The sequence below is a fragment of the Piscinibacter sp. XHJ-5 genome (assembly GCF_029855045.1).
Lineage (GTDB): Bacteria > Pseudomonadota > Gammaproteobacteria > Burkholderiales > Burkholderiaceae_C > Albitalea.
Map to the genome: position 1 here is coordinate 1,291,215 of NZ_CP123228.1, position 26,319 is coordinate 1,317,533.

Consider the following 26,319-nt stretch of genomic DNA (forward strand, 5'->3'; position numbering starts at 1 on the left):
CGCGCGTTATTCGTGGGGCGGGTACACCGCGTAGCCGGCCGACTTCACGAGGTCGTCGCGCTGGGCCGATGCGTAGTCGTGCTCGACCATCTCGCGCACGAGCTGGTCCAGCGTGGTTCGGGGTTCCCAGCCGAGCTTCTGCTTGGCCTTCGACGGGTCGCCGAGCAGGGTCTCGACCTCGGCGGGGCGGAAGTAGCGCGGATCGACGCGCACGACGACATCGCCGACCCGGCAACGGTTGCGCTCGCCCGCGACGGCAGCGACGACACCGATCTCGTCGACGCCATGGCCCTTGAACTCCAGCGCGATGCCGAGCTCGCGCGCCGCCTTCTCGACGAACTGGCGCACGCTGTGCTGAACGCCGGTCGCGATGACGAAGTCCTCGGGCTGCTCCTGCTGCAGCATCAGCCATTGCATCTCGACGTAGTCGCGCGCATGGCCCCAGTCGCGCCTGGCGGAAAGGTTGCCCAGGAACAGGCAGTCCTGCAGCCCGAGCGCGATGCGCGCCACGGCGCGCGTGATCTTTCGCGTCACGAAGGTCTCGCCACGGATGGGGCTCTCGTGGTTGAACAGGATGCCGTTGCAGGCGTACAGCCCGTATGCCTCGCGGTAGTTGACCGTGATCCAGAACCCGTACAGCTTGGCGACCGCGTACGGACTGCGCGGGTAGAACGGCGTGGTTTCCTTCTGCGGAACCTCCTGCACCAACCCGTACAGCTCGCTCGTCGATGCCTGATAGAAGCGCGTCTTCTTCTCGAGGCCGAGGATGCGGATCGCTTCGAGGATGCGCAGCGTGCCGATGCCGTCGGCGTTGGCCGTGTATTCGGGCGTCTCGAAGGAGACGGCCACGTGGCTCATCGCCGCCAGGTTGTAGATCTCGTCGGGCTGGACCTGCTGGATGATGCGGATCAGGTTGGTCGAGTCGGTGAGGTCGCCGTAATGCAGCACGAAGCGCTGGTTCTCGACGTGCGGGTCCTGGTAGAGGTGATCGATGCGGTCGGTGTTGAACAGCGAGGAGCGGCGCTTGACGCCGTGCACCTCGTAGCCCTTGGCGAGCAGGAACTCCGACAGGTAGGCGCCGTCCTGGCCGGTGACACCGGTGATGAGTGCGACTTTCTTGTGGGGCATCGACGGCTTCTTCGGCATCAGGGGTTGGCGACAGGGGAATGGAACGGGGCGCTCTCGTAGGCGCGGCGCATGCCTTCGCGCAAGGGCGTGCGCGCCTTCCAGCCGAGGGCGGCCAGGCGACTCACGTCGAGCAGCTTGCGCGGCGTGCCGTCCGGCTTGCTGCGGTCATAGACCACGCGCCCGCGGAACCCGACGACGTCCATGACCGTCTCGGCCAGCTCGCGGATCGTGACGTCCTCCCCGGTTCCCACGTTGACCAGCGGACCGTCGTAGCCGCGCTCCATCAGGTGCACGCAGGCGTCGGCGAGATCGTCCACGTACAGGAATTCGCGGCGCGGCGTGCCGGATCCCCATACGACGTATTCCGCGTCGCCGCGCAGCTTCGCCTCGTGGGCCTTGCGGATGAGCGCGGGCAGCACGTGGCTGCTGAGGAGGTCGTAGTTGTCGTTCGGGCCGTACAGGTTGGTGGGCATCACGCTCACGTACTGCCTCGCGTACTGGCGGTTGTAGCTTTCGCACAGCTTGATGCCGGCGATCTTCGCAATCGCATAAGGCTCGTTGGTCTGCTCCAGCGGCCCGGTCAGCAGGTACTCCTCCTTGATCGGCTGCGGGCAGTCGCGCGGATAGATGCAGCTGGACCCGAGGAACATCAGCCTCTGCACGCCCGCCAGGTGCGCGCCGTGGATCAGGTTGGCCTCGATCAGCAGGTTCTGATAGAGGAAGTCGGCGCGCTGCTGGTCGTTGGCCTGGATGCCGCCGACCTTGGCGGCCGCGATGAAGACGTAGTCGGGCTTTTCGTGGGCGAGGAAGGCGTGCACGGCGCGCTGGTCGAGCAGGTCGAGATCTTCCCGGCCGCGCGTCAGGAGGCGGTCATACCCGGCGGCCTGCAGGCGCCGCACGATGGCGCTGCCGACCATGCCACGGTGGCCCGTGACGAAAATCTTCGCGTTCCTGTCCATGGGCGCCTCCTCAGGTCCTGGGGCCGGGCCCGTCGGGTTGGTCTCGCTGCACTTCCTGCTTGAGCTGCGCGATCGTCGTTCGCAGCAGCTCGAATTCGGCCTCCTTGCGGGCCAGGAACGCGCGCGTCAGCTGCAGCTTCGCCTTCAATCCCTTGGGCGTCAGCAGGTAGGCGTAGGCCATCTTGTTGTCGTTGCGCCGGAAGTTCTGGATCTTCACCAGGCCCCGATCCAGCAGGGCGTGCAGCACGTAGTGGGTCTTGCCCAGGCTCAATCCCAGCTCCTGCGAAAGCTGTCTTTGGGACAGCTCGGGACGCGCGGCGAGCAGGCGCAGCGCCTCGAGCGTCGCGGCGGCGTCGGCCGCCGAGGAAGTGGGGTCGTCGGTCATGCGGGGGGGGTGCGTTCACGGCGTGAACGCGCGAGTGTAGTGCATGCGGCGGGTGATGCACCGGCCGCGTGCACGAAAAGCGCGAAGCTCAGTCGAAGGTGCGTGCGTCGCGCCAGGCCGGTGCCTGGACGTCCTTGGCGGACAGCTGCGGCGTGCCCGCGACGGCCGGCCAGGCAACGCCGATGTCCGGGTCGTTCCAGCGCACCGCCGCCTCGCACTCGGGCGCGTAGTAGTCGGTGGTCTTGTAGAGAAAGTCGGCGAACTCCGACAGGACCAGGAAGCCGTGGGCGAATCCGGGCGGAATCCACATCTGCCGGTGGTTGTCGGCGCTGAGCTCGGTGCCCACCCAGCGGCCGAAGGTCGGGCTGGACCGCCGCATGTCGACCGCCACGTCGAAGACGGTGCCGCTGGCCACACGCACCAGCTTGCCTTGCGCGTGCGGCGCGAGCTGGTAGTGCAGCCCCCGCAGCACGCCCCTGGCCGAGCGCGAATGGTTGTCCTGCACGAAGCGCACCTGGCGGCCCAGCGCGGCGTCGAAGGCGCGCTGGCTGAAGCTTTCGAGAAAGAAGCCGCGCGCGTCGCCGAAGACCTTGGGTTCGAGGACCAGCACGTCGGGCAGGTCGGTGCGGATCACTTTCATCAGTAGACCTTCTCTCTGAGGACCTTCAGCAGGTACTGCCCGTACCCGTTCTTGAGCATCGGCTGGGCCTGCGCCTCGAGCTGCTCGGCACTGATCCAGCCGGCGCGAAAGGCGATCTCCTCGAGACACGCCACCTTCAGGCCCTGCCGCTTCTCCAGCGTCGCGATGAACTGGCTCGCTTCCAGCAGGCTGTCGTGCGTTCCGGTGTCGAGCCAGGCATAGCCGCGGCCCATGATCTCGACATCGAGGCGCTGCTCGTCGAGGTATCGCGCGTTGACATCGGTGATCTCGAGCTCTCCGCGAGCGGACGGCTTGATGTCGGCGGCGATGTCGCACACGCGGTCGTCGTAGAAGTACAGCCCGGTCACCGCGTAGTTGCTCTTCGGTGCCTTGGGCTTCTCCTCGATGCTGATGGCCCGGCGGCCGGCATCGAAGGCGACGACGCCATAGCGCTCGGGGTCCTGCACGTGGTAGGCAAAGACCGTCGCGCCTTGCGTGCGCTCCGCGGCGCTGCCGAGCAGGGCGTGGAAGTCGTGCCCGTAGAAGATGTTGTCGCCGAGGACGAGCGCGCTGGGCGCTCCATCGACGAAGCGGCGTCCGAGGACGAAGGCCTGCGCCAGCCCATCGGGGCTCGGCTGCACGCAGTAGCTCAGGCGGATGCCCCAGCGGCTGCCGTCGCCCAGCAGCGCTTCGAAGCGCGGGGTGTCCTGCGGTGTGCTGATGACGAGGATCTCGCGGATCCCGGCCAGCATCAGCGTGCTGAGCGGGTAGTAGACCATCGGCTTGTCGTACACCGGCAGCAGCTGCTTGCTGATCGACAGCGTCGCCGGATGCAGGCGAGTGCCGGAGCCGCCGGCGAGGATGATGCCCTTGCGAGCGCGGGTCATGGATGGTCCTTTGTTGGAGGGTCTCAGCCGAGAACTTCGCACAGCATGCGCTCGACACCGGCTTCCCACGCCGGCAGATGGACGCCGAAGGCGTCGCGCAGCTTGTTCGTGGCCAGACGCGAGTTGAGCGGCCGGCGCGCCGGCGTCGGGTACTCGGTCGTCGCGATCGGCTCGATGTCCTGCAGCGCCACGCGAACCGCCTGCCCATGCGCGCGCGCCCATTCGATGACGTGGCAGGCATAGCGGTGCCAGCTCGTCTGCCCTGCGGCGGCCAGGTGGTACAGGCCGGACAACGCGGGCCGGGCCATCGCCGTGCGCACCGCGTGCGCCGTGACGTCGGCGATCAGCTCGGCCGAGGTCGGCGCGCCGACCTGGTCGTCGATCACCCGCAGTCGATCGCGTTCGGCGGCCAGCCGCAGCATCGTCCGGGCGAAGTTGCCCCCGCGCGCGGCGAAGACCCAGCTGGTGCGAAAGATCAGGTGCCTTGCGCCGCTGGCCGCAATGGCCTGCTCGCCCTCGAGCTTGGTCCGGCCATAGGCGCTCAGCGGGCCGGTGGGCGCCAACTCGTCGCGCGGCTGGTCGCCGGAGCCGTCGAAGACGTAGTCGGTGCTGTAGTGCACCAGCCACGATCCCATGGTCGCCGCCGCCTGCGCCAGCGCAGCCGGCGACGCGGCGTTGATCGTGCGCGCGAGGCCGGTGTCGCTCTCCGCCCGGTCGACTGCCGTATACGCCGCCGCGTTGACGATCACGTCGGGACGCAAGGCGAGGGCGGTTTGCGCGACTGCCTGCGGCTGCGACAGATCCCCCGACAGACCTTGCGCGCCGGCGCGGTCGAGCGCGATCACCTCGCCCAGCGGGGCCAGGGAGCGCTGCAGCTCCCAGCCGACCTGTCCGTTCTTGCCCAGCAGCAGGATCTTCATCGCGGCCTTCCTCAGGCCGCCGCGCGTACGCCGTAGTGGGTGTCCATCCATTCGCGGTACGCGCCGGTGCGCACGCTGTCGACCCATGCCGTGTTCTCGAGGTACCACCGAACAGTCTTGTCGATGCCGCTCTCGAACGTCTCGGCGGGCTGCCAGCCGATCTCGCGCTCGGTCTTCGTGGGGTCGATGGCATAGCGCCGGTCGTGTCCCGGCCGATCGGCGACGTACGTGATGAGGTCTTCGTGGCGCCCGGCCGGTCGGGGGCGCAGTGCGTCGAGCTTGCGGCAGATGGTGGTGACGACGTCGATGTTCTTCACTTCGTTCTTGCCGCCGACGTTGTACGTCTCGCCTGGCCGGCCCTTTTCGAGCACCTGCCGGATGGCTTCGCAGTGGTCGCGCACGTACAGCCAGTCGCGGATGTTCTGGCCGTCGCCGTAGACGGGCAGCGGCTTGCCCTCGAGGGCGTTGAGGATCATCAGCGGGATCAGCTTCTCGGGAAAGTGATAAGGCCCGTAGTTGTTGCTGCAATTGGTGGTCAGCGTGGGCAGCCCGTAGGTGTGGTGATAGGCGCGCACGAGGTGGTCGCTGCCCGCCTTGCTGGCGGAATAGGGACTGTTGGGCGCATACGCCGTCGTCTCGCTGAAGGCCGGGTCGGTGTCCGAGAGAGAACCGTAAACCTCGTCCGTGGAGACATGGAGGAAGCGGAAGGCCGCGCGATCGTCCGCTGGCATGCTGCTCCAGTAGGCGCGCGCCTCCTCGAGCAGGCTGAAGGTGCCGACGACGTTGGTCTGGACGAATTCGCCGGGCCCGTGGATGGATCGATCGACATGGCTTTCGGCTGCGAAATGGAGCAGCGCGCGAGGCCGGTGGGCCGCGAGCAGCTGGCGCACCGCTTCACGATCGCAGATGTCTGCCTGCACGAGGGTCGCCTGGCCGCTGCGCAGGTGCGACGAGATCGTCTGGGGGTTGCCTGCGTAGGTGAGCTTGTCCAGCACGATCACCGGCTCGCTGGAATGGCCGAACCAATGGTGGACGAAGTTGCCGCCGATGAAGCCCGCGGCGCCGGTGATCAACAACATGAACGAGCTCTCCTCGATGGCGTGTTCACCTCGTGAACGACCTGGATTGTAGTCATCGACCCCGCTCGGACGCCCCGCATGCGGGGCATACACTTGCCCGATGGTCGTTCTGTTCCTGGGATTCATCCTCTCGGCGGTGGTCACCTTTTTCGTGATTCGCTCGGCGCGCGCACACGCGCATTTTTCGGCCGATGCCGACATGTCGGGTCCCCAGAAGTTTCACGCGACGCCGGTTCCGCGCATCGGCGGCGTCGGCATCGTCATCGGCCTGGTGGCCTCGCTGGGGCTGCTGTGGCTGCTGCGCGGCCGCGAAATGCTGCCGGGTGTCATGCTGCTGATCTGCGCAGCGCCGGCTTTTCTCGGCGGCCTGGCCGAAGACCTCACGAAGTCGCAAAGCCCGCGGCGCCGCCTGTTCTTCGTCGCCGTCTCCGCCGCACTCGCGGCCTGGGCCATGGGATCGCTGATCACCCGCACCGACATTCCCGGCGTCGACTGGCTGGTGTCGTTTTCGGCCGGCGCGGTGCTGCTGACCATCTTCGCGGTCGCCGGCGTCGCGAATGCTGTGAACATCATCGACGGCTTCAACGGCCTGGCGGCGATGTGCGTGGTGATGATGCTCGGCTCGATCGCCTACGTGGCCTTCCAGACCCAGGACCCGGTGATCGCGCTGTGCGCACTGGCCGGCCTGGGCGCCGTGATGGGATTTTTCGTCTGGAACTTTCCCGCCGGGCTCATCTTCCTGGGCGACGGGGGCGCGTACTTCCTGGGCTTCTATGTCGCCGAGCTGAGCATCCTGCTGCTGCAGCGCAATCCCGACGTCTCGCCGCTGTGCCCGCTGCTGATGTGCATCTATCCGATCTTCGAGACGGTGTTCTCGATGTACCGCCGGCGTTTCGTGCGCGGCCGTCCCATGGGCATGCCGGACGGCGTGCACCTGCACAGCCTGATCTATCGACGCCTGATGCGGTGGGCGGTCGGCAACCGTACCGCCAAGGTGCTCACCAAGCGCAACTCGATGACCGCGCCATACCTGTGGCTGCTCTGCATGATGTCGGTGGTGCCGGCGATGATTTTCTGGAGCAACTCGCTGGCGCTGGGCGGGTTCGTCATCCTGTTCGGCGCCACCTACATGTTCCTGTATGCGCGCATCGTCCGCTTCAAGGCGCCCGACTGGCTCATCGTCCGCCGCTGAACGCCGAAGGGGCCCGCAAGCAAGGGGCATTCCAGCCCGGGCGATAATCGCCGGATGACCGAAATACCCCAGGCGCCGCCGTCCGCTGCCGCGCCCATCGAAGCTGCCCGCTTCGACACCCTCCCGCTCGACTCCAAGCTGCTGCGTGCAGTTGCCGATTCTGGCTACCTGACCATGACGCCGATCCAGGCCAAGGCGATCCCCATCGTCCTGGCCGGCCGCGACGTGATGGGCGCCGCACAGACCGGCACCGGCAAGACCGCCGCGTTCTCTCTGCCGCTGCTGCAGAAGATGCTCCAGCACGAGAACAGCAGCATGTCGCCCGCCCGGCATCCGGTGCGCGCGTTGGTGCTGGCGCCCACGCGGGAGCTGGCCGACCAGGTCGCCAACAGCGTCAAGACTTACGCCAAGCACACCAAGCTGCGGGCGACCGTGGTCTTCGGCGGGATCGACATGAAGCCGCAGACGCTGGAGCTGAAGAACGGCGTCGAGGTGCTCATCGCCACGCCCGGCCGCCTGCTCGACCACATCGAGGCGAAGAACACCGTGCTGAACCAGGTCGAGTACGTCGTGCTCGACGAGGCCGACCGCATGCTGGACATCGGCTTCCTGCCCGATCTGCAGCGCATCCTGAGCTACCTGCCGAAGCAGCGCCAGACCTTGCTCTTCTCGGCCACGTTCTCACCCGAGATCAAGCGGCTCGCCGAGAGCTATCTGCAGGATCCCGTGCTGGTCGAGGTGGCGCGGCCCAATGCCACGGCGTCCACCGTCGAGCAGCGCTTCTACAGCGTGGCGGCCGAGGACAAGCGCAGCGCGGTGAACAAGCTGCTGAAGGAGCGCTCGCTCGGCCAGGCCATCGTTTTCGTCAACTCCAAGCTCGGCTGCGCGCGCCTGGCGCGATCCTTCGAGCGCGACGGCCTGCGCACCAATGCTCTGCATGGCGACAAGTCCCAGGACGAGCGCCTCAAGGCGCTCGATGCCTTCAAGCGCGGCGAAGTCGACGTGCTGGTCGCGACCGACGTGGCCGCCCGCGGGCTCGACATCGCCGACCTTCCCGCGGTATTCAATTTCGATGTGCCCTTCAATGCGGAAGACTATGTTCACCGCATCGGCCGCACGGGACGTGCTGGCGCTTCGGGCCTTGCCATCACGCTGGTGGCGCGCGAGGACAACCGGCTCGTCGCCGACATCGAGAAGCTGATCAAGCGCAAGATCGAGATCGAGCCGCTGGAGCTCGACGACGACCGTCCGCGCCGGGACTTCGCCCGCGAGCGTGCACGCCGCGACGACGAGGAGCGCGAGCCGCGCGCCCGCAGTCGGCCCTCCGGCGGATTCAGCTACGTGCCGCCGAAGGTGCCGGTGGATCCGTTCTTCGAGCGCCCCTACGAAGCGGCCGCGACCGGCGAGGCGGCGTGGGAGGCGCGAGCGAAGCAGCCGGAGCCGGCGCCGCGCAGCTTCTCGCCCAACATCAAGCCCAAGCGCAAGGTGGCGGCGCTGTTCGGTGCCAAGAAGACCAGCGAGCCGACAGACGCCTGATCAGGCGGCGAGCAGCGCGAACACGGCCGGAACGTCGTTCGGCAGCGACGCGCGGCGCTGGCGCCATCCGGCCACCGCATCGGTGCGCGTCCAGCCGGCCGGCAGGGTGAGTCCGCAGCTCACCGAGAGCCTGGTCTGCGGATGCAGCGCGGCCAGCAGGGCCGCCAACAGCGCCTCGTTGCGATAGGGCGTCTCGATGATGAGCTGCGTCTGTGCAGCGCGCCGCGACAGCCCCTCCAGCTCCCGGATGCGCACGGCGCGTTCGGCCGCTTCCACCGGCAGGTAGCCGACGAAGGCGAAGCTCTGCCCGTTGAGTCCGCTGGCCGCCAGGGCAAGCAGCAGCGAACTCGGTCCGGACAGCGCGACCACTGGAATGCCTTGCCCGTGCGCCGCCTGCACCAGCGCAGCACCGGGATCGGCCACGGCCGGCATCCCCGCCTCGCTGATGAGGCCCACGTCGTGATCCTGCAGCGCCGGCGCGAGCAGTCGGTCGACCGGCGCGAGCGGCGCGGACTTGGCGCCTTTCTGCGGTCGGGGCAACTCCGTGATCTGGATCGCCTGCAGCGGCTGCGCCAGCGGCACGACGGCGTCGACGCGCTTCAGGAAGGCACGCGTCGTCTTCGCGCTTTCGGCCACCCAGTGCGTCAGGCGCGCGGCGATGCGAATGACGCCCAGCGGCATCACTTCCTGCAGATCGGGCGCGTCACCGGTGCCGAAGTCCAGCGTGTTCGGCACGAGGTACAGCCGGCCTGTCATCTGCCCAGCGGATCGAGGCCGGCCTCGCGCAGGAGCGCGCAGGTCCGGATCAGCGGCAGCCCGACCAGCGCCGTCGGATCGTCGGATTCGATGGCGTCGAGCAAGGCGACGCCCAGAGCCTCCGACTTCGCGCTGCCGGCGCAGTCGTATGGCTGCTCCAGCCGCAGGTAGCGCTCGATCTCGGCCTCGCTCAACCGGCGGAATCGCACGGTCACGGGCACCAGCGCCGAGGCGGCGAAGCCGCCCGCCTGGCGCACGACGGCGACGGCGGTGTGGAACACCACGCATCGTCCGCTCATCGAGCGCAGCTGATGCACGGCGCGTTCGTGCGTGCCGGGCTTGCCGATCGGCTGGCCGTCGAGATCGGCCACCTGGTCCGATCCGATCACCACCGCCTCCGGGTGCTGCGTCGCCACGGCCGCCGCCTTGGCCATTGCCAGCCGAAGGGCGACCCGGTCGGGCGTTTCGCCCGGCTGCGGCGTTTCGTCCACCTGCGGCGATCGCACATCGAACGGCAGATGGAGGCGCTGCAGCAGATCGCGCCGGTAGCGCGAGGTCGAGGCCAATATCAGCGCGTGCGATGCGGTCATCGGGGCATTGTCCCATTGGCACTGGCGCGATGTCAGGGGCAGGCGCAACCGTACACTCGACGCCATGAAACCGCGCCCCGTGGACCCGCGCCGCCTCGACGTCGAAGCCTTCGCCAAGGATGCCTCGGAGCTGGAAGGCGATTGGCCGCTGGCGGGCTTCGAACGGCTGAGCGAAGCCGCGCACGACGACGCCAGGCCCGCGGAGTCCGACCTCGTGCACTGGCATGTGCGCGGCGAGAGCGTGCCGGTGCGCGGAGCGGCGCCGCAGACCTGGCTGCACCTGCGGGCGACCGCCCGCCTCGCGCTTGTCTGTCAGCGCTGCCTGGCGCCTATCGACACGCCCATCGAAGCCGAGCGGAGCTTCCTCTTTGTTCCCGGCGAGGAAGCCGCCGCGCAGCTTGATGCCGATCACGAAGAGGACGTGCTCGCGCTCACGCGGTCCCTCGACTTGCGCGAACTCGTGGAAGACGAACTGCTGCTCGCGCTGCCCCTGGTGCCCCGGCACGAGCTCTGCCCGCACCCCCTGCCGATGGAGCGCAGCGACCAGCCGTCCGAGGCCGGGCGGCCCAATCCCTTCGCTGCGCTCGCGACCCTCAAGCGGGACGGCCCGCCGAACTGACTCGGCACCAGCGCCCGGGAACCGCTCTCATGCTAGAATCATGGGCTTTCCGGTTGCCGCAGAAGCAGCATCTCGGCGCAGGCGTGGTCAGCGCACCGAACTTGCCTTGCGGCGCACCCCTAGGAGATTCACATGGCCGTTCAACAGAACAAGAAGTCGCCCTCGAAGCGTGGCATGCACCGCGCCCACAACGCCCTGTCCGTTCCGGGCACGGCGGTCGAGCCGACGACTGGCGAGACCCATCTGCGCCACCACATCAGCCCGACCGGCTTCTACCGCGGCCGCAAGGTCCTGAAGACCAAAGCAGACGCCTGACCTGCGTCGCAGCGCGAAAGCCGTTCGCGACTCTCGCGTGCGCGGCCGTCCGTTTACGATCCCACGTCGCCCGGCCTGCGGTTCGCAGTGCCGGGCGTTCGCATTGATGCACAGCCTTCGCTGACATGAGCTCCGACGCCATCGCCCAGGTGCGCCTGGCCGTCGACTGCATGGGTGGCGACCACGGCCCCTCCGTGACGCTGCCGGCCTGCGAGCACTTCCTGGCCTCGCATCCCGAGGCCGAACTCATCCTGGTCGGCCGTGCCGATGCGCTCGCGGGAGCGGCCGGATGGCCACGCTGCACCACCGTGGCGGCGACCGAGGTGGTCGAGATGGACGATCCTCTCGAAGTCGCGTTGCGCCGCAAGAAGGATTCGTCGTTGCGCGTGGCGATCGGGCAGGTCAAGCCCGATGCCGACGGCAATGCCGTCGCGCAGGCCTGCGTCTCTGCCGGCAACACCGGCGCCCTGATGGCGGTGTCGCGCTACCTGCTCAAGACCCTCGAAGGCATCGACCGTCCCGCCATTGCGGCGGTGATGCCCAACAAGATCGGCGGCTACACGACCGTGCTCGATCTGGGCGCCAACGTCGACTGCACCGCCGAGCATCTTCTGCAGTTCGCTGTCATGGGCAGTGCGCTCGTGTCGGCCGTCGACGGCAAGGAGAACCCCACCGTCGGCCTGCTCAACATCGGCGAGGAAGAGATCAAGGGGAACGACGCGATCAAGAAGGCCGGTGAGCTCTTGCGCGCCGTCGGCGCTGCCGGCCACATGAACTTCCTCGGGAACATCGAAGGCAACGACATCTTCAAGGGAACCGTCGACATCGTCGTCTGCGACGGCTTCGTCGGCAACGTCGCCTTGAAGACCTCCGAAGGTCTCGCGTCGCTGATCGCGAGCTTCCTGAAGGAGGAATTCAAGCGCAACGCGCTCACCATGCTTGCCGGAGCCGTTGCCAAGCCGGTGCTCAATCGCCTGGCGCAGCGCCTGGACCATCGCCGCTACAGCGGCGGCGCGTTGCTGGGCTTGCGCGGCCTGGTGTTCAAGGCGCACGGCTCGTCCGACGCTTTCGCTTTCGAGCAGGCCCTCAATCGGGCTTATGATGCCGCGCGCCACGGATTGCTGGCCCGCGTGCACGATCGCATCCTCGAGACGCTGGCAGCAATGCCGGCCCCGGTTCCTGCGAGCCCTGAACAGCCCACGCTGCCCGCCGCGGCACCCACCGCCTGAATTCCATGTCCGTACGCCATTCGCGCATCACCGGCACCGGCAGCTACCTGCCCCCCAAGCGCCTCACCAACGACGACCTCGCCGCACGCCTCGCGGCCGATGGCATCGAAACCTCCGACCAGTGGATCGTCGAGCGCACCGGCATCCGGGCGCGTCACTTCGCCGACCCCGACGTCGGGTCGAGCGATCTGGGAGTCGAAGCCGCCAGGCGCGCGCTGGACGCTGCCGGGCTGAGGCCCGCGCAGATCGACCTGATCATCGTCGCGACGTCCACACCCGACATGGTCTTCCCGTCCGCGGCTTGCCTGGTGCAGCAGAAGCTCGGCATCCACGGCTGCCCGGCCTTCGACGTCCAGGCGGTGTGCTCGGGCTTCGTGTATGCCCTCACCGTGGCCGATTCGATGATCCGTACCGGCGCGGCACGCAGGGCGCTCGTCATCGGCGCGGAGGTGTTCTCGCGCATCCTCGACTTCAAGGACCGCACGACCTGCGTACTGTTCGGCGACGGTGCCGGCGCCGTCGTGCTCGAGGCGAGCGAGGTGCCCGGCATCCTGGCCAGCGACCTGCATGCCGACGGCCGGCACGTCGACATCCTCTGCGTCCCCGGCAACTTGTCGGGCGGCCTGGTGCTCGGCGATCCGCTGCTCAAGATGGACGGCCAGGCGGTGTTCAAGCTCGCTGTGGGCGTGCTCGAAGAAGCCGCGCGGGCCGTGCTCGCCAAGGCCGGGCGCACCGAAGCCGACATCGACTGGCTGATTCCGCATCAGGCCAACATCCGCATCATGCAGAGCACCACGCGCAAGCTGAAGCTGCCGATGGACAAGCTGATCGTCACTGTCGACGAGCACGGCAACACGTCCGCCGCCTCGATTCCGCTGGCGCTCGACGCGGCGGTGCGTGACGGCAAGGTCAAGGCCGGCGACACGGTGATGCTCGAAGGCGTGGGCGGCGGTTTCACCTGGGGCGCCGTGCTGCTCGACTTCTGAGCGCACCGGCGTCGACAAGAACTTGCAGAGGGGACAAGCGATGGCTTCGTTCGCATTCGTTTTTCCGGGACAGGGATCCCAGTCCGTCGGCATGCTCGATGGCTGGGGCGGCCACCCGGCGGTGCGCGACACGCTTCAGGAGGCGTCGGATGCGCTCGGCGAGGACATCGCCCGCCTGATTCGCGAAGGCCCGAAGGACCAGCTCGACCTGACGTCCAACACGCAGCCGGTGATGCTCACCGCGGGCATCGCCTGCTTTCGAGCCTGGCGCGCGGAGACGGGCATGGAACCCACTGTGGTGGCGGGGCACTCGCTCGGCGAGTACAGCGCGCTCGTGGCCGCCGGCTCGCTGGGCCTGGCCGATGCGCTGCCGCTGGTGCGCTTTCGCGCCCAAGCCATGCAGGAGGCCGTGCCGGTCGGCGTCGGGGCGATGGCCGCTGTCCTGGGCATGGAGGCGCAAGCGGTGCGCGAGGGTTGCGCCGAAGTGGCCGCTGCCAGCGGCGAGGTCGTCGAGGCCGTCAACTTCAACGACCCGAAGCAGACCGTCATCGCGGGCTCCAAGGCCGGGGTCGAGAAGGCCTGCGAGGCGCTGAAGGCCAAGGGCGCCAAGCGCGCCCTGCCGCTACCGGTCTCGGCGCCATTTCATTCGAGCCTCATGAGGCCTGCTGCCGAGCGGCTGAAGGACAAGCTGGCCGCGACGGCGTTCGCGTCGCCGCGCATCTCCGTCATCAACAACGTGGACGTGAAGGCCGAGATGGACCCGCAAGCGATCCGCGACGCGCTGTACCGGCAGGCGTTCGGTCCGGTACGGTGGGTCGAGGTGGTGCAGGCCATCCGCGCGCTGGGCGTCGTGCACATCCTCGAGTGCGGCCCGGGCAAGGTGCTCGCCGGCATGGTCAAGCGCATTGATGCCGACGCAGTGGCCGCGACGGTGTTCGATCCGGCGACGCTCGCCGAAGCGAAAGGGCTGCTGGCATGAGCGATCAGCAATTCAGCGGGCAGGTGGCACTGGTCACCGGCGCGTCGCGCGGAATCGGCCGAGCCATCGCTATCGAGCTCGCCGAGCGTGGCTTGAAAGTCATCGGCACGGCCACCAGCGACGGGGGGGCGCAAGCCATCAGCGAGGGCTTGGCGGTCCACGCCGGATGCCGCGGCATTGCGCTGAACGTCAATGATGCGGCGGGCGTCGAGGCCGCCATCGATGCAATCGTCAAGCAGCACGGTGCGCTGCACGTTGTCGTGAACAATGCCGGCATCACGCGCGACACGCTGTCGATGCGCATGAAGGACGACGACTGGGACGCGGTGATCGACACCAACCTCAAGGCGGTGTTTCGCGTGAGCCGCGCGGCGATCAAGCCGATGATGAAGCAGCGCTACGGGCGCATCGTCAACATCACCTCGGTGGTGGGATCAAGCGGCAACCCGGGCCAGGCCAACTACGCTGCCGCGAAGGCAGGCGTCGCTGGCATGACCCGCTCGCTGGCGCGCGAGCTCGGCAGCCGGGGCATCACCGTCAATTGCGTGGCGCCTGGATTCATCGAGACCGACATGACCAAGGCGCTCTCGGAGGCGCAGACGGCCGCGCTGAAGGCACAGATTCCGCTCGGCCGGCTCGGCCAGGCAGACGACATCGCCCATGCGGTGGCCTTCCTCGCATCGCCCCAAGCGGGGTACATCACCGGTACCGAGATGCATGTCAATGGCGGCATGTTCATGTGCTGAAGAAGCTGCCATTCACCCGGACCTGCCCGGCCGGATGGGCTTGCGGAGCGTCCTAGAGGCGACACCCCGCAACCCTTAGAATCCCGGGCTGTTTCTGTAAACACTCCTGGAGGAGTCATGAGCGATATCGAATCCCGCGTCAAGAAAATCATTGCCGAACAGCTTGGCGTGCCCGAGTCCGACGTGACCAACGAAAAGGCTTTCGTGGCCGACCTGGGCGCGGACTCGCTCGATACGGTGGAACTGGTGATGGCACTCGAGGACGAGTTCGGCATCGAGATCCCGGACGAAGAGGCCGAGAAGATCACCACCGTGCAGCTGGCGATTGATTACGCGGTCAAACACCAGAAGGCTTGAGCGGAATTCGCATGTCTCGCCGTCGCGTCGTCGTCACCGGACTCGGGCTGATCAGCCCCGTGGGCAACACGGTGGCAGAAGGCTGGGCCAACCTGCTTGCCGGCAAGCCCGGCATCGCCACCATCACCAAGTTCGACGCGTCGAACTTCGCCTGCAGGTTCGCGGGCGAGGTGAAGGGCTTCAACGTCGAGGACTACTTCCCGGCGAAGGAAGCCCGCCACATGGATACCTTCATCCACTACGGGATGGCGGCTTCGATCCAGGCGGTTCGCGACTCTGGCCTTCCCACCAACGACGCGCTGACTGAAGCGCAGGCCGAGCGCATCGGCGTGCTGGTCGGCTCCGGCATCGGTGGCCTGCCGCTGATCGAAGACACGCATGCCGAACTGCAGGCGCGTGGCCCACGCCGCGTGTCGCCGTTCTTCGTGCCGGCATCGATCATCAACATGATCTCGGGCCATGTGTCGATCAAGTATGGCTTCCAGGGACCCAACCTGGCGATCGTCACCGCATGCACGACCGGCCTGCATTCCATCGGCGAAGCGGGGCGACTCATCGAATACGGCGATGCCGACGTGATGATCGCCGGCGGCGCCGAGTCGACCGTCTCGCCGCTGGGCATTGGCGGCTTCGCCGCCGCGCGTGCGCTGTCGACGCGCAACGACGATCCCGCCACCGCATCGCGGCCCTGGGACAAGGACCGCGACGGCTTCGTGCTCGGCGAAGGCGCCGGCGCGCTGGTGCTCGAGGAGTACGAGCACGCCAAGCGGCGCGGCGCCAAGATCTACGCGGAGCTCGCCGGCTTCGGCATGGGTGCCGATGCCTTCCACATGACGGCGCCCAACGTCGATGGCCCCAAGCGCTCGATGAAGGCCGCGCTGCGCAACGCCGGCATCAACGCCGACCAGGTGCAGTACCTCAATGCCCACGGAACGTCCACGCCGCTGGGTGACGTGAACGAATCCAATGCGATCAAGCTCGCCTTCGGGGATCATGCCAAGAAGATGGTGGTCAATTCCACCAAGTCGATGACCGGTCATTTGCTCGGCGGAGCGGGCGGCATCGAATCGGTGTTCACCGTGCTGGCGGTGCACCACCAGATCTCGCCGCCGACGATCAATATCTTCAACCAGGATCCGGAGTGCGATCTGGACTACTGCGCCAACAATGCGCGGGAGATGAAGATCGACTACGCCGTGAAGAACAACTTCGGCTTCGGCGGCACCAACGGCACGCTGGTCTTCAAGCGCGCCTGACGTCCGCCTGCCGCTGCGCCGATGCGTGCGTCACCGGCGTTCCAAGTCTCCATCGTGCGCTTCGGCGTCTGGCGAGCGGCTGTCGCGGCATCGACGTTGCTGGCGCTGTCGTCGCTCGCCGCCTGGTGGCTCGCGGTGGACGAGGTGCCGACCACCATGGTGGCCTTGCCCCTTGCGCTAGTCTCGCTCGCAGCGATCGGCGTCGGCGCGAGCCTGCTGCGCTGCACGCCGACGAGCCTGCGGTGGGACACGCAACGCTGGCACTTCGGCCCTGCCGGGGCGCCGGGCGAGGAGCCAACCTCTGGAAATCTCGCAATTGCCCTCGATCTGGGGGCCTGGATGCTGCTGAAATTCGAGTCGGATCAACGCCGGACCACGTGGCTGCCGGTGCAGCGCCGGGGTCTGGAGGCGCACTGGCACGCGTTGCGCTGTGCGGTATATTGCGCGCGGCCCGCCTCCGGCCCTGTCGCCGGGCAGAACTCGGCGATCAGCACGGAATCACAAGAATGAACGCCCCTGACGCCGATGCACCTCTGATCGAGCGCGTCAAGCGTGGCGACACGAAGGCGTTCGAGATGCTGGTCGTGAAATATCAACGCCGCATCGAGCGGCTGATCGGCCGGATGGTTCGTGACGTCGATCTGATCCCCGACATCGCGCAGGAGACCTTCATACGTGCGTACCGCGCCATCCCTCAATTCAGGGGGGAGAGCGCCTTCTACACCTGGCTCTATCGCATCGCCGTCAACACTGCGAAGAAGACGTTGGTGGAACTCAAGCGCGATCCGCTGATCACCGAATCGGCACGGACGGCGCGCGACGAGGACGACGAAACTTCCCGTACCGAAAATGAACTAAGCGACGGCGAAACGCCGGACGCGGTGCTGGCAAGCAAGGAGATCGCGGCGACCGTCAACTCCGCCATCGAAGCCTTGTCCGACGATTTGCGGCAAGCCATCACGCTGCGCGAGATCGAAGGGCTGAGCTATGAAGAAATCGCGGAGCTGATGAACTGCCCGATCGGAACCGTGCGCTCACGCATCTTCCGAGCCCGGGAAGCCATCGCGCAGCGCTTGCGGCCGTTACTGGACACGCGAGAAGGTGAGCGCTGGTGAACGGCGCTGAGAGACGAGGCGTTTGGGATTGGAGAACGACATGTCGAACGGTTCTGAGAGCGACCGGCCCCCGATGGAGAACCTGTCCGCGCTGGCGGACGGCGAACTCGACGCCGCCGCCGTAGCGCGCATCTGCGCCGACTGGCGGCAGGATGCCGATCTGCGTTCGGCCTGGCATACCTATCACTTCATCGGAGACGTGCTTCGTTCTGATGACCTCGCGAGCCACGCGGCTCATGACGCGACTTTCCTTTCGACGTTGCGCGAGCGGCTCGCTTCCGAGCCGACGGTGCTTGCGCCACAGTCTGCCGCCCCAGCCCTCCACACCCCGGGGCGCACCGTCCGCTGGGGATGGATGGCGCCCTCGGCCGTCGCGGCCGGTTTCGTCCTGGTCGCCGGTGCACTGATGGTCACGCGAGGGCCGCTGTCGGGATCCGGTGCCGCCGATGCGCAGGTCGCGACCGGCGGCAAGCTCACTGTTCCGACGCCCGCACTGGCACCTGAAGAAACCGTGGTCCAGCGCAACCTCGCACCGAACGGACGGTTCGTCCGCGACGCACGGCTGGACCGCTATCTCGCGGCGCATCAGCAGTTTGCCGGCACGTCGGCACTGGGCGTCCCGTCCGGCTTCCTGCGCCATGCGGCCGTGGAAGCTCCCAGCCGCTGAACCGCATGCTGCATCGACCCCTGCTCGCGCTGACGATGGTCAGCGTCCTGTGTGCGTTCTTGCCGGCAACCGCCGGCCCGGCACCTGCGCAATCCCCGGTCGAACCGAAGGAGGTGCGAGCTTGGCTGATGCGCATCCATGAGGCGGCCAGCAGACGGAATTTCCAAGGCACTTTCATCGTCAGCGCTGGCGGGGCAGTTTCCAGTGCGCGGATCGCGCACTACTGCGAAGGGACGAACCAGTACGAGCGCATTGATTCGCTCGACGGCCAGACACGCCATGTGTTCCGCCACAACGAAGTGGTGCACACGCTGTGGCCGCAGGCGCGGGTGGCGCTGATCGAGCAGCGCGACCAAGTCAATACCTTCCCGGGGCTGCTGCAGGTCGGAGACGACCGCATCGCCGAGTTCTACGAGGTCCGCCCACAGGGCAGCGAGCGAATTGCCGGCCACGAAGCAAGCGTGCTGCTGCTCCGACCCCGCGACGAGCACCGCTTCGGCTATCGGCTGTGGGCCGAGCGCACATCGGGCTTGCTGCTTCGCGCGGACGTGCTGGGCAGCAACGGCGAGCTGCTGGAGACATCGGCGTTCTCGGATGTGGCGATCAACGTCCGCCCGCAGCCGGAGTCGGTCGTGCAACCGATGCGAAAGCTCGACGGCTACCGCATCGTGCGGCCCTCACTGGTGCCCACCAAGCTCGACGCCGAAGGCTGGAGCCTGAAGCAGATCGTGCCCGGATTCCGGCAGGTCAGCTGCGTCAAGCGCCCGATGGAAGGGCCCAACGGCGGTGACTCTGCGGGGCCGGCCGGCCAGGCGCTGCAGACGATCTTCTCGGACGGACTGACCTACGTCTCCGTCTTCATCGAGCCGTTCACCGCCGAACGCCACACGAGCCAGATGCTGACCACGATCGGAGCCACCCAGACGTTGATGCGCAGGCAAGGCGACTGGTGGATCACCGTGGTCGGTGATGTTCCCGCGGCGACGCTGAAGGCGTTCGCCCAAGGGCTGGAACGCAAGAAGTAACGTATCGGGCCGTGCAGCGTCGGGCCAGCTTTTGCGCAGCTGGCCCGATCGCATGCGTGGGCGTATGGGTGACGGGTTTCACGGTGGGGTTCTTCGACATGCAATCGCAAATCTTCCTTTCTTCGTTCGAATCGCCGCTGGCGCGCGCGCTGTGGTCGAGCGTGCTGGCGATCGGGGTCGCGCTGGGTGCGGCGCTGGCGCCGGCTCAGGCGCGAGCCCAGGCCACCGGGCTGCCCGACTTCACCGAGCTCGTCGAGAAGGTGGGGCCGGCGGTGGTCAACATCCGCACCACCGAGCGGGCACGCGCGAATCGCGGCGCTCCTGGCGAAATGGATGAAGACCTGCTGGAATTCTTCCGCCGCTTCGGCGTTCCGATCCCCGGACAGCCGCAAAACCCGCGTCGCGGCCAGCCGCAGCAGCCTCAGCCCGACGCCGAGCCCCAGGCGCGCGGCGTCGGCTCCGGCTTCATCCTGACAAACGACGGCTTCGTGATGACGAATGCGCACGTCGTCGACGGTGCCGACGAGGTCCTCGTCACACTGACCGATCGGCGCGAGTTCAAGGCCAAGATCATCGGCGCCGACAAGCGCACCGACGTTGCGCTCGTGAAAATCGATGCCACCGGTCTGCCGGCCGTGCGCATCGGTGATACCAATCGACTGAAGGTCGGCGAATGGGTCATCGCGATCGGCTCGCCGTTCGGCTTGGCCAATACCGTCACCGCGGGCATCGTGAGTGCGAAGGGCCGCGACACTGGAGATTTCCTGCCGTTCATCCAGACCGACGTGGCCATCAATCCGGGCAACTCGGGAGGGCCGCTCATCAACATGCGCGGCGAAGTGGTCGGCATCAACTCGCAGATCTACAGCCGCTCCGGCGGCTTCATGGGCATCTCATTCGCGATTCCGATCGACGAGGCTTCGCGCGTGTCCGAGCAGCTGAGGGTGAGCGGTCGCGTGATCCGGGGCCGGATCGGGGTGCAGATCGATCAGGTGACCAAGGACGTGGCGGAATCGATCGGCCTGGGCAAGCCGATGGGCGCGCTGGTTCGAAGCGTCGAGAGCGGTGGCCCGGCCGAGAAGGCGGGTATCGAGGCGGGGGACATCATCACGAAATTCGAGGGCCGTCTCATCGACAAGGCCGGCGACTTGCCCCGCATCGTCGGCGGCACCAAGCCGGGTTCGCGCGCCACGCTGCAGGTGTTCCGACGCGGCAACTACCGCGACCTGTCGGTGACGGTGGCTGAACTCGAGGACGAGCAACGTCGCGCGGCCGGGCCGGAACGCGGCGATTCCAAGCCCCCGCAGGCCACGTCGGGCTCGCTCGGGCTGGGCGTGTCCGATCTGACCGAAGTCCAGCGGCGCGAGCTGAAGGTGAAGGGCGGCGTGCGGGTCGAGACAGTGGATGGTGCTGCGGCGCGCGCCGGGCTGCGTGAAGGCGACGTGATTCTTTCGCTGGACAACATCGAAATCGGCAGCGCGAAGCAATTCGAGTCCGTCGCAGCGAAGGTGGACAAGGCAAAGCCGGTGAATGTGCTGGTGCGTCGCGGCGATTGGGTCAACTACGTCGTGATCCGCCTGGCGCGCTGAACGGGTCGCCGACTGAACTGCCCGGTCTTTCCACTACATGAAAGACAGGGCAATTCAGCGGACGGACGCGAGTGAAGGTGCTACGTTGGTGTTCACTAACGTACGACCGGAGTCGTGTCAGATTGAGGCGCGTCCCGAGTGCAATGCGATGCTCACGAAGTCGCTTTACTACCGGTTTTGACAACGAGCGATGGGTCGTCAAACTATCCCCAAGCCGTCCACAACGTTTTGTGGATAAAGTGTGGATGGATTTCTTTGTTGGAGGCTCGCAACGGGAAGAAATCAAGCAATGGCGCGGTCTCCAGCGGGGTGCTTTTGGCTACAATGAAGGCCCAACAAGCAGTTGCCATACGTTTTGTTGGAAGGCGCGTCACCACTTCGACGTGCCTTTTTTTTAGCTCCTGTTTTGGCTTCCGCACGGCGCTTCGCGCCTTCGCATCGCACGCGATGTGAGCTTTCGCTGCCCGGCGAAAGGGGCCTTGAACGATCAGCATGGATCACATCCGAAACTTCTCCATCATTGCCCACATCGACCACGGCAAGAGCACGCTTGCCGACCGCATCATCCAGCGTTGTGGCGGCCTCAGCGATCGCGAGATGGAGGCGCAGGTGCTCGACTCGATGGACATCGAGCGCGAGCGCGGGATCACGATCAAGGCGCAGACGGCGGCGCTGCAGTACACCGCCCGCGACGGACGCACCTACAACCTCAACCTGATCGATACGCCGGGGCACGTCGACTTCTCCTACGAGGTGAGCCGCTCCCTCTCCGCGTGCGAGGGCGCGCTCCTGGTGGTCGACGCCAGCCAGGGCGTCGAAGCGCAAACGGTCGCCAACTGCTACACCGCCCTGGACCTGCACGTCGAGGTCGTGCCGGTGCTGAACAAGATGGACCTGCCGCAGGCGGATCCGGAGCGCGCCAAGGAAGAGATCGAGGACGTCATCGGCATCGACGCCGAACATGCCATCCCCTGCAGCGCCAAGACCGGGGAAGGGATAGACGAGATCCTGGAAGCCGTCATCGCCCGCATGCCGTCTCCCAAGGGACGGGCGGAGGCGCCATTGCGCGCCATGATCATCGACTCGTGGTTCGACAACTATGTCGGCGTCGTCATGCTGGTGCGAGTCGTCGACGGCGAGCTCAACAAGGGCGAGCGCATCCGCCTGATGGCCAGCGATGCGGTCTACGCCGCCGAGCAGCTCGGCGTCTTCACGCCGAAGGCGCAGTCGCGCGAGGTGCTTCACGCGGGCGAGGTGGGATTCGTGATCGCCGGCATCAAGGAGCTGCAGACCGCACGGGTCGGCGACACCATCACCCTCGAGAAGAAGCTGCCGAACAACCTGGGCCCCGCCGCCGAGCCGCTGCCGGGGTTCAAGGAGATCCAGCCGCAGGTCTTTGCAGGGCTCTATCCGACCGAGGCGAGCGAGTACGACTCGCTGCGCGACGCGCTGGAGAAGCTGAAGCTCAACGATTCGTCGCTGCGCTACGAGCCGGAGGTGAGCCAGGCGCTCGGCTTCGGCTTTCGCTGCGGCTTCCTCGGCTTGCTGCACATGGAGATCGTGCAGGAGCGACTCGAGCGCGAGTTCGACCAGGACCTGATCACGACGGCACCCTCGGTGGTGTACGAGGTGGAGCTGAACAACAAGGAAGTGATCCACGTCGAGAACCCGTCGAAGATGCCCGACCTGGGGCGTATCGCCGAGATCCGCGAGCCTATCGTTCGGGTGCACCTGTACATGCCACAGGACTACGTCGGGCCGGTGATGACCCTGGCCAACCAGAAGCGCGGCGACCAGATCAACATGGCCTACCACGGTCGCCAGGTGATGCTGACGTACGACATGCCGCTGGCGGAGATCGTGCTCGACTTCTTCGACAAGCTGAAGAGCGTGTCGCGCGGCTATGCCTCGATGGACTACGAGTTCAAGGAGTACCGGGCCGCGGACGTCGTGAAGGTCGACATCCTGCTCAACGGCGACAAGGTCGACGCGCTGTCGATCATCGTTCACCGCAGCCAGTCGCAGTACCGCAGCCGGGCGGTGGTGGCCAAGATGCGCGAGCTCATCGCCCGTCAGATGTACGACGTGGCGATCCAGGCGGCCATCGGGGCCAACATCATCGCGCGTGAGACAATCAAGGCGCTTCGCAAGAACGTGCTCGCCAAGTGCTATGGCGGCGACATCACCCGCAAGCGCAAGCTGCTGGAAAAACAAAAGGCCGGCAAGAAACGCATGAAGCAGATCGGCTCCGTCGAGGTGCCGCAGGAGGCGTTTCTGGCCATCCTCCAAGTGGACGATTGATGAGTTCGTTGACCGGTTTGCTCTATGGCGGCCTCGTGGTGTACCTCGGAGGCTGGTACCTCGGAAGATGGACAGGCAACTTCTCGTTGCTGCTATTCGTCCTGACGATCGTCACCTTCGGCTACTGGCTCGCCGAGCGCTTCGTATTCGCGCCGCGGCGCCTGGTCGCCGCCCGCAACCTCGAGGAGCAGGACGCGGTGCGGCGCCAGAACCTCGCGCGCCAGGGCATCGCCAAGATCGACGGCGACGTGGCCGAGGCCAAGCAGGCGGTGCTCGCGCAGCCCTGGTGGCTCGACTGGACGGCCGGGCTCTTCCCGGTGATCCTCATCGTCTTCCTGCTGCGCTCGTTTCTCTTCGAGCCATTCAAGATACCCAGCGGCTCGATGATCCCCACGCTGCTCGTCGGCGATCTGATCCTCGTCAACAAATACCACTACGGCGTCCGGCTGCCGGTCATCAACAAGAAGATCATCGCCAATCACGATCCGCAGCGCGGCGACGTCATGGTGTTCCGCTATCCCAAGGACACCAGCATCGACTACATCAAGCGAGTGGTGGGCGTGCCCGGCGACGAGGTGTCGTATCGGAATCAGCAGCTGTTCATCAACGGCCAACCGGCGCCGACCTCGCAGCTGCCTGACTTCTTCAACGAGGAAACGCTGCGCGTGGAGAAGCAGTTCGTCGAGAAGCTCGGCAATGTGGAGCACCGCATCCTCGTCGACCGCGGGCGGCAGCTGTATCTGCCGGTGAACGAGACGTTTCCGCTGCGCGAGAACTGCCGCTACAGTGCCGAAGGGGTGACCTGCAAGGTGCCGCCTGGTCACTACTTCATGATGGGCGACAACCGCGACAATTCGATGGACTCACGCTTCTGGGGCTTCGTGCCCGACGAGAACATCGTGGGCAAGGCGTTCTTCGTGTGGATGAATTTCGGCGACCTGAAGCGCATCGGATCGTTTCAGTGACGCAGCGTGACGGGAAGACACGCAATAACGACGGAGCAACATGCATGACGGGGAAGCTTGAGGCAATGCGGCACCAGCGCGGGATCACACTGCTCGGGCTGCTCTTGTGGGCCATCATCATCGGCTTCGTCGCGCTGCTCGCCATGCGGGTGCTGCCCACGGTCAACGAATACTTCACCATTCAGAAGGCTGTCAACAAGATCGCTTCCGAAGGTCTGAATACCGTGCCGGAGATTCGTGCCGCGTTCGAGAGGACCAAGCAGATCGAATACTCCATCACGTCGATCTCCGCGAAGGACCTCGACATCACGAAAGAGAACGACAAGATCGTGATCCGCTTTGCCTACGATAAGGAAGTGGAGATCATGAGCCCGGTATACCTGCTGATCAAATACCAGGGAAGCTCCAAGCAAAAGTAGTCCGCTGCAGTACACCCATGGACGCCCGACTCGCCGCACTGCAACAACGTCTCGGCCACCGCTTCGCCAACGAAGACCTGCTTGAGCGTGCGCTGCGGCACCGCAGCTTCGGCGCCGACCATAACGAGCGCCTCGAATTCCTCGGCGACGCGGTCCTGAGCCTGGCCATCTCGAGCCTGCTGTTCGAGCGCTTCGCGGGCTCCGACGAGGGTGATCTCACCCGCATCCGCGCTCATCTGGTGCGCGAGGACAGCCTGCACAAGGTCGCACTGTCGCTCAGCCTGCCCGAGGTTCTGCGACTGTCCGAAGGCGAGGCGCGCGGTGGCGGCGCGCAGCGCGTCTCCATCCTTGCCGATGCGCTCGAAGCGGTCATCGGTGCCACCTTCCTCGACGGTGGCTTCGATGCTGCGCGTGCGCTGGTGCAACGGATGTTCGGCGAGATCATCGCGACGACGGAGATCGGCAACTGGAGCAAGGATGCCAAGACCGAGCTGCAGGAGTGGCTGCAGGCTCGCAAGCTGCCGGTGCCCATCTACCGCATCAGCGCCACGCGCGGACAGGCGCATGCGCAGACCTTCGAGGTCGAGTGCTCGGTGCCCGCGCTGAACCTGTCGCACTCGGGCGAGGGCCGATCGAGGCGGCTGGCCGAGCAGGAAGCGGCGCGCCGTATGCTCGATGCACTGAAGGCCACCGATCGACCCGGCAGCCCGCTGCGGTCCTGATCGCTCCTCCAGATCCATCGCCCATGACCGTGAACGACGCGCCCGGCGGCGCCACCGACGAGGTTCCGCAGCGCTGCGGCCTTGTCGCCATCGTCGGCCGTCCCAACGTCGGCAAGTCCACCTTGCTGAATGCGCTGGTGGGCCAGAAGATCAGCATCACGTCGAACAAGGCGCAGACCACGCGCCACCGCATCACCGGTGTGCGTACCATCGACGAGGCGCAGTTCGTCTTCGTCGACACGCCGGGCTTCCAGACGCGTCATGGCGCCGCGCTGAACCGCACACTGAACCGCACGGTGCAGGGCGTGCTGTCCGATGTCGACGTCGTGCTGTTCGTCGTCGAAGCCGGTCGCTTCGGGCTCGATGATGCGAAGGTGCTCGGCCTGATGCAAGGCGATGCGATGAGCGGCAAGCCGGTCTTCCTGATCGCCAACAAGCTCGACAACGTGCACCGGCGCGCCGAGCTCGCGCCATGGCTCAAGGGCATGCAGGAGCGGCACGCCTTCGCGGAGTTCGTGCCGCTGTCGGCCACCAAGGAAGCCGACGTGCAGCGCCTGCTGGGCATCCTCAAGCCGTACCTGCCCGCGCAGCCGTGGTTCTACGAGCCCGACGCGCTCACCGACCGCAGCGAGCGCTTCCTGGCCAGCGAGATCATCCGCGAGAAGCTGTTTCGCCTCACCGGTGACGAGCTGCCGTATGCCTCCACCGTGGTCATCGACAGGTTCGAGGAAGAAGGCGCGCTGCGACGCATCGCCGCCAGCATCGTCGTCGAGCGCGATGCCCACAAGGGCATGATCATCGGCAGCGGAGGGGAACGACTCAAACGCATCGGCAGCGAGGCTCGCCAGGAGCTCGAGACGCTGATGGACGCCAAGGTGTTCCTCGAGCTGTGGGTGAAAGTTCGCTCGGGCTGGGCCGACGACGAAGAGCATCTGCGCAGCTACGGCTACGAGTGAG

General features: G+C 66.5%; 30 protein-coding genes. 20 read left to right on the top strand and 10 right to left on the bottom strand.

All coding sequences use genetic code 11. The features are described from left to right. Positions 1 to 6 precede the first annotated feature (6 nt). The 7 genes from gmd to rfbB all read right to left on the bottom strand — a co-directional run bounded on the left by gmd (position 7) and on the right by rfbB (position 5,998). Positions 7 to 1,128, bottom strand: a complete 1,122-nt coding sequence (gmd, locus tag P7V53_RS06145) for a GDP-mannose 4,6-dehydratase (RefSeq protein WP_280154596.1) — start codon at positions 1,126 to 1,128, stop codon at positions 7 to 9. A 17-nt stretch (positions 1,129 to 1,145) separates the two neighbouring features. Continuing rightward, on the bottom strand, positions 1,146 to 2,087 hold the full coding sequence (locus P7V53_RS06150; RefSeq protein ID WP_280154597.1) for a GDP-L-fucose synthase: 942 nt from the start codon (positions 2,085 to 2,087) through the stop codon (positions 1,146 to 1,148). A 10-nt stretch (positions 2,088 to 2,097) separates the two neighbouring features. After that, positions 2,098 to 2,472: a MarR family EPS-associated transcriptional regulator gene (locus P7V53_RS06155; protein ID WP_280154598.1), complete on the bottom strand. Its 375-nt coding sequence runs from the start codon at positions 2,470 to 2,472 to the stop codon at positions 2,098 to 2,100. 88 nt (positions 2,473 to 2,560) lie between these two features. Then, positions 2,561 to 3,112, bottom strand: a complete 552-nt coding sequence (gene rfbC / locus P7V53_RS06160; RefSeq protein WP_280154599.1) for a dTDP-4-dehydrorhamnose 3,5-epimerase — start codon at positions 3,110 to 3,112, stop codon at positions 2,561 to 2,563. Further along, positions 3,112 to 3,999: a glucose-1-phosphate thymidylyltransferase RfbA gene (gene rfbA / locus P7V53_RS06165; RefSeq protein WP_280154600.1), complete on the bottom strand. Its 888-nt coding sequence runs from the start codon at positions 3,997 to 3,999 to the stop codon at positions 3,112 to 3,114. Before rfbA ends, rfbC begins: the two co-directional genes overlap by 1 nt. Positions 4,000 to 4,022: 23 nt before the next feature. Further along, the gene (rfbD, locus tag P7V53_RS06170; protein ID WP_280154601.1) at positions 4,023 to 4,919 is read right to left on the bottom strand and encodes a dTDP-4-dehydrorhamnose reductase; all 897 of its coding nucleotides are present in this window, start codon (positions 4,917 to 4,919) and stop codon (positions 4,023 to 4,025) included. An 11-nt stretch (positions 4,920 to 4,930) separates the two neighbouring features. After that, complete coding sequence (gene rfbB / locus P7V53_RS06175) at positions 4,931 to 5,998, bottom strand: dTDP-glucose 4,6-dehydratase (protein ID WP_280154602.1); 1,068 nt, start codon at positions 5,996 to 5,998, stop codon at positions 4,931 to 4,933. Between the two features lie 100 nt (positions 5,999 to 6,098). Here rfbB and P7V53_RS06180 point away from each other — a divergent pair, with 100 nt between their 5' ends. Together P7V53_RS06180 and P7V53_RS06185 are read left to right on the top strand one after the other, a co-directional pair. Continuing rightward, positions 6,099 to 7,190 (top strand): glycosyltransferase, encoded by a 1,092-nt coding sequence (locus P7V53_RS06180; RefSeq protein WP_280154603.1) that lies wholly within the window; start codon positions 6,099 to 6,101, stop codon positions 7,188 to 7,190. Between the two features lie 54 nt (positions 7,191 to 7,244). Further along, complete coding sequence (locus P7V53_RS06185) at positions 7,245 to 8,726, top strand: DEAD/DEAH box helicase (protein ID WP_280154604.1); 1,482 nt, start codon at positions 7,245 to 7,247, stop codon at positions 8,724 to 8,726. Here P7V53_RS06185 and P7V53_RS06190 read toward each other — a convergent pair whose 3' ends face one another. Together P7V53_RS06190 and P7V53_RS06195 are read right to left on the bottom strand one after the other, a co-directional pair. Then, positions 8,727 to 9,482, bottom strand: coding sequence for an SAM-dependent methyltransferase (locus P7V53_RS06190; RefSeq protein ID WP_280154605.1), 756 nt, complete (start codon positions 9,480 to 9,482; stop codon positions 8,727 to 8,729). It lies immediately after the preceding gene. Next, positions 9,479 to 10,072 carry a Maf family nucleotide pyrophosphatase gene (locus P7V53_RS06195; protein ID WP_280154606.1) on the bottom strand — a complete coding sequence of 198 codons (594 nt, stop codon included), beginning with the start codon at positions 10,070 to 10,072 and terminating at the stop codon, positions 9,479 to 9,481. Before P7V53_RS06195 ends, P7V53_RS06190 begins: the two co-directional genes overlap by 4 nt. A 64-nt stretch (positions 10,073 to 10,136) precedes the next feature. Here P7V53_RS06195 and P7V53_RS06200 point away from each other — a divergent pair, with 64 nt between their 5' ends. The 13 genes from P7V53_RS06200 (at position 10,137) to P7V53_RS06260 (ending at position 20,955) form a co-directional block, all read left to right on the top strand. Further along, positions 10,137 to 10,691, top strand: a complete 555-nt coding sequence (locus tag P7V53_RS06200) for a DUF177 domain-containing protein (RefSeq protein ID WP_280154607.1) — start codon at positions 10,137 to 10,139, stop codon at positions 10,689 to 10,691. Positions 10,692 to 10,823: 132 nt separating this feature from the next. Then, a complete protein-coding gene (rpmF, locus tag P7V53_RS06205) occupies positions 10,824 to 11,006 on the top strand; it encodes a 50S ribosomal protein L32 (RefSeq protein WP_280154608.1) in 183 nt (60 codons plus the stop codon). 125 nt (positions 11,007 to 11,131) lie between these two features. After that, positions 11,132 to 12,235 (top strand): phosphate acyltransferase PlsX, encoded by a 1,104-nt coding sequence (gene plsX, locus P7V53_RS06210; RefSeq protein ID WP_280154609.1) that lies wholly within the window; start codon positions 11,132 to 11,134, stop codon positions 12,233 to 12,235. Between the two features lie 5 nt (positions 12,236 to 12,240). Then, entirely contained in the window at positions 12,241 to 13,221 is a 981-nt protein-coding gene (locus P7V53_RS06215) for a beta-ketoacyl-ACP synthase III (RefSeq protein WP_280154610.1), read from the top strand. A gap of 40 nt (positions 13,222 to 13,261) precedes the next feature. After that, on the top strand, positions 13,262 to 14,200 hold the full coding sequence (gene fabD, locus P7V53_RS06220) for an ACP S-malonyltransferase (RefSeq protein ID WP_280154611.1): 939 nt from the start codon (positions 13,262 to 13,264) through the stop codon (positions 14,198 to 14,200). Further along, the gene (fabG, locus tag P7V53_RS06225) at positions 14,197 to 14,946 is read left to right on the top strand and encodes a 3-oxoacyl-ACP reductase FabG (RefSeq protein ID WP_280154613.1); all 750 of its coding nucleotides are present in this window, start codon (positions 14,197 to 14,199) and stop codon (positions 14,944 to 14,946) included. The genes fabD and fabG overlap by 4 nt, the downstream gene beginning before the upstream one ends. 117 nt (positions 14,947 to 15,063) lie before the next feature. Further along, entirely contained in the window at positions 15,064 to 15,303 is a 240-nt protein-coding gene (gene acpP / locus P7V53_RS06230; RefSeq protein WP_124543584.1) for an acyl carrier protein, read from the top strand. Positions 15,304 to 15,314: 11 nt separating this feature from the next. Further along, positions 15,315 to 16,559: a beta-ketoacyl-ACP synthase II gene (gene fabF / locus P7V53_RS06235; RefSeq protein ID WP_280154614.1), complete on the top strand. Its 1,245-nt coding sequence runs from the start codon at positions 15,315 to 15,317 to the stop codon at positions 16,557 to 16,559. 21 nt (positions 16,560 to 16,580) lie between these two features. Then, positions 16,581 to 17,069 (top strand): hypothetical protein, encoded by a 489-nt coding sequence (locus P7V53_RS06240; RefSeq protein ID WP_280154615.1) that lies wholly within the window; start codon positions 16,581 to 16,583, stop codon positions 17,067 to 17,069. Further along, positions 17,066 to 17,674, top strand: a complete 609-nt coding sequence (gene rpoE, locus P7V53_RS06245; protein WP_280154616.1) for an RNA polymerase sigma factor RpoE — start codon at positions 17,066 to 17,068, stop codon at positions 17,672 to 17,674. The genes P7V53_RS06240 and rpoE overlap by 4 nt, the downstream gene beginning before the upstream one ends. A gap of 28 nt (positions 17,675 to 17,702) precedes the next feature. Further along, on the top strand, positions 17,703 to 18,341 hold the full coding sequence (locus tag P7V53_RS06250) for a sigma-E factor negative regulatory protein (RefSeq protein WP_280154617.1): 639 nt from the start codon (positions 17,703 to 17,705) through the stop codon (positions 18,339 to 18,341). A gap of 5 nt (positions 18,342 to 18,346) precedes the next feature. Further along, a complete protein-coding gene (locus P7V53_RS06255; RefSeq protein ID WP_280154618.1) occupies positions 18,347 to 19,366 on the top strand; it encodes a MucB/RseB C-terminal domain-containing protein in 1,020 nt (339 codons plus the stop codon). Positions 19,367 to 19,464: 98 nt separating this feature from the next. Next, positions 19,465 to 20,955, top strand: a complete 1,491-nt coding sequence (locus P7V53_RS06260; protein ID WP_280154619.1) for a DegQ family serine endoprotease — start codon at positions 19,465 to 19,467, stop codon at positions 20,953 to 20,955. 203 nt (positions 20,956 to 21,158) lie between these two features. Here P7V53_RS06260 and P7V53_RS06265 read toward each other — a convergent pair whose 3' ends face one another. After that, complete coding sequence (locus P7V53_RS06265) at positions 21,159 to 21,449, bottom strand: hypothetical protein (RefSeq protein ID WP_280154620.1); 291 nt, start codon at positions 21,447 to 21,449, stop codon at positions 21,159 to 21,161. Between P7V53_RS06265 and lepA the strand changes: the two genes are divergently transcribed. The 5 genes from lepA to era are packed head-to-tail and all read left to right on the top strand — an operon-like array spanning position 21,448 to position 26,318. Beyond that, positions 21,448 to 23,256: a translation elongation factor 4 gene (lepA, locus tag P7V53_RS06270; RefSeq protein ID WP_280154621.1), complete on the top strand. Its 1,809-nt coding sequence runs from the start codon at positions 21,448 to 21,450 to the stop codon at positions 23,254 to 23,256. The genes P7V53_RS06265 and lepA overlap by 2 nt on opposite strands. Then, positions 23,256 to 24,221, top strand: coding sequence for a signal peptidase I (lepB, locus tag P7V53_RS06275; RefSeq protein WP_280154622.1), 966 nt, complete (start codon positions 23,256 to 23,258; stop codon positions 24,219 to 24,221). The genes lepA and lepB overlap by 1 nt, the downstream gene beginning before the upstream one ends. Positions 24,222 to 24,265: 44 nt before the next feature. After that, entirely contained in the window at positions 24,266 to 24,640 is a 375-nt protein-coding gene (locus P7V53_RS06280) for a DUF4845 domain-containing protein (RefSeq protein WP_280154623.1), read from the top strand. Between the two features lie 17 nt (positions 24,641 to 24,657). Then, a complete protein-coding gene (rnc, locus tag P7V53_RS06285) occupies positions 24,658 to 25,362 on the top strand; it encodes a ribonuclease III (RefSeq protein WP_280154624.1) in 705 nt (234 codons plus the stop codon). Positions 25,363 to 25,385: 23 nt separating this feature from the next. Further along, the gene (era, locus tag P7V53_RS06290) at positions 25,386 to 26,318 is read left to right on the top strand and encodes a GTPase Era (protein WP_280154625.1); all 933 of its coding nucleotides are present in this window, start codon (positions 25,386 to 25,388) and stop codon (positions 26,316 to 26,318) included. The last annotated feature ends 1 nt before the right edge of the window (position 26,319 follow it).

Coding starts and splice junctions, on each gene's coding strand:
- fabF (WP_280154614.1), top strand. CDS start 15,315: ATGTCTCGCCGTCGCGTCGTCGTCACCGGACTCGGGCTGATCAGCCCC.
- fabG (WP_280154613.1), top strand. CDS start 14,197: ATGAGCGATCAGCAATTCAGCGGGCAGGTGGCACTGGTCACCGGCGCG.
- acpP (WP_124543584.1), top strand. CDS start 15,064: ATGAGCGATATCGAATCCCGCGTCAAGAAAATCATTGCCGAACAGCTT.
- rpmF (WP_280154608.1), top strand. CDS start 10,824: ATGGCCGTTCAACAGAACAAGAAGTCGCCCTCGAAGCGTGGCATGCAC.
- rnc (WP_280154624.1), top strand. CDS start 24,658: ATGGACGCCCGACTCGCCGCACTGCAACAACGTCTCGGCCACCGCTTC.
- P7V53_RS06280 (WP_280154623.1), top strand. CDS start 24,266: ATGACGGGGAAGCTTGAGGCAATGCGGCACCAGCGCGGGATCACACTG.
- P7V53_RS06215 (WP_280154610.1), top strand. CDS start 12,241: ATGTCCGTACGCCATTCGCGCATCACCGGCACCGGCAGCTACCTGCCC.
- P7V53_RS06265 (WP_280154620.1), bottom strand. CDS start 21,449: ATGCTGATCGTTCAAGGCCCCTTTCGCCGGGCAGCGAAAGCTCACATC.
- P7V53_RS06195 (WP_280154606.1), bottom strand. CDS start 10,072: ATGACCGCATCGCACGCGCTGATATTGGCCTCGACCTCGCGCTACCGG.
- rfbB (WP_280154602.1), bottom strand. CDS start 5,998: ATGTTGTTGATCACCGGCGCCGCGGGCTTCATCGGCGGCAACTTCGTC.
- rfbD (WP_280154601.1), bottom strand. CDS start 4,919: ATGAAGATCCTGCTGCTGGGCAAGAACGGACAGGTCGGCTGGGAGCTG.
- P7V53_RS06255 (WP_280154618.1), top strand. CDS start 18,347: ATGCTGCATCGACCCCTGCTCGCGCTGACGATGGTCAGCGTCCTGTGT.
- P7V53_RS06190 (WP_280154605.1), bottom strand. CDS start 9,482: ATGACAGGCCGGCTGTACCTCGTGCCGAACACGCTGGACTTCGGCACC.
- P7V53_RS06150 (WP_280154597.1), bottom strand. CDS start 2,087: ATGGACAGGAACGCGAAGATTTTCGTCACGGGCCACCGTGGCATGGTC.
- rfbC (WP_280154599.1), bottom strand. CDS start 3,112: ATGAAAGTGATCCGCACCGACCTGCCCGACGTGCTGGTCCTCGAACCC.
- P7V53_RS06155 (WP_280154598.1), bottom strand. CDS start 2,472: ATGACCGACGACCCCACTTCCTCGGCGGCCGACGCCGCCGCGACGCTC.
- gmd (WP_280154596.1), bottom strand. CDS start 1,128: ATGCCCCACAAGAAAGTCGCACTCATCACCGGTGTCACCGGCCAGGAC.
- lepB (WP_280154622.1), top strand. CDS start 23,256: ATGAGTTCGTTGACCGGTTTGCTCTATGGCGGCCTCGTGGTGTACCTC.
- lepA (WP_280154621.1), top strand. CDS start 21,448: ATGGATCACATCCGAAACTTCTCCATCATTGCCCACATCGACCACGGC.
- P7V53_RS06200 (WP_280154607.1), top strand. CDS start 10,137: ATGAAACCGCGCCCCGTGGACCCGCGCCGCCTCGACGTCGAAGCCTTC.
- rfbA (WP_280154600.1), bottom strand. CDS start 3,999: ATGACCCGCGCTCGCAAGGGCATCATCCTCGCCGGCGGCTCCGGCACT.
- fabD (WP_280154611.1), top strand. CDS start 13,262: ATGGCTTCGTTCGCATTCGTTTTTCCGGGACAGGGATCCCAGTCCGTC.
- P7V53_RS06180 (WP_280154603.1), top strand. CDS start 6,099: ATGGTCGTTCTGTTCCTGGGATTCATCCTCTCGGCGGTGGTCACCTTT.
- P7V53_RS06240 (WP_280154615.1), top strand. CDS start 16,581: ATGCGTGCGTCACCGGCGTTCCAAGTCTCCATCGTGCGCTTCGGCGTC.
- P7V53_RS06260 (WP_280154619.1), top strand. CDS start 19,465: ATGCAATCGCAAATCTTCCTTTCTTCGTTCGAATCGCCGCTGGCGCGC.
- rpoE (WP_280154616.1), top strand. CDS start 17,066: ATGAACGCCCCTGACGCCGATGCACCTCTGATCGAGCGCGTCAAGCGT.
- P7V53_RS06185 (WP_280154604.1), top strand. CDS start 7,245: ATGACCGAAATACCCCAGGCGCCGCCGTCCGCTGCCGCGCCCATCGAA.
- plsX (WP_280154609.1), top strand. CDS start 11,132: ATGAGCTCCGACGCCATCGCCCAGGTGCGCCTGGCCGTCGACTGCATG.
- era (WP_280154625.1), top strand. CDS start 25,386: ATGACCGTGAACGACGCGCCCGGCGGCGCCACCGACGAGGTTCCGCAG.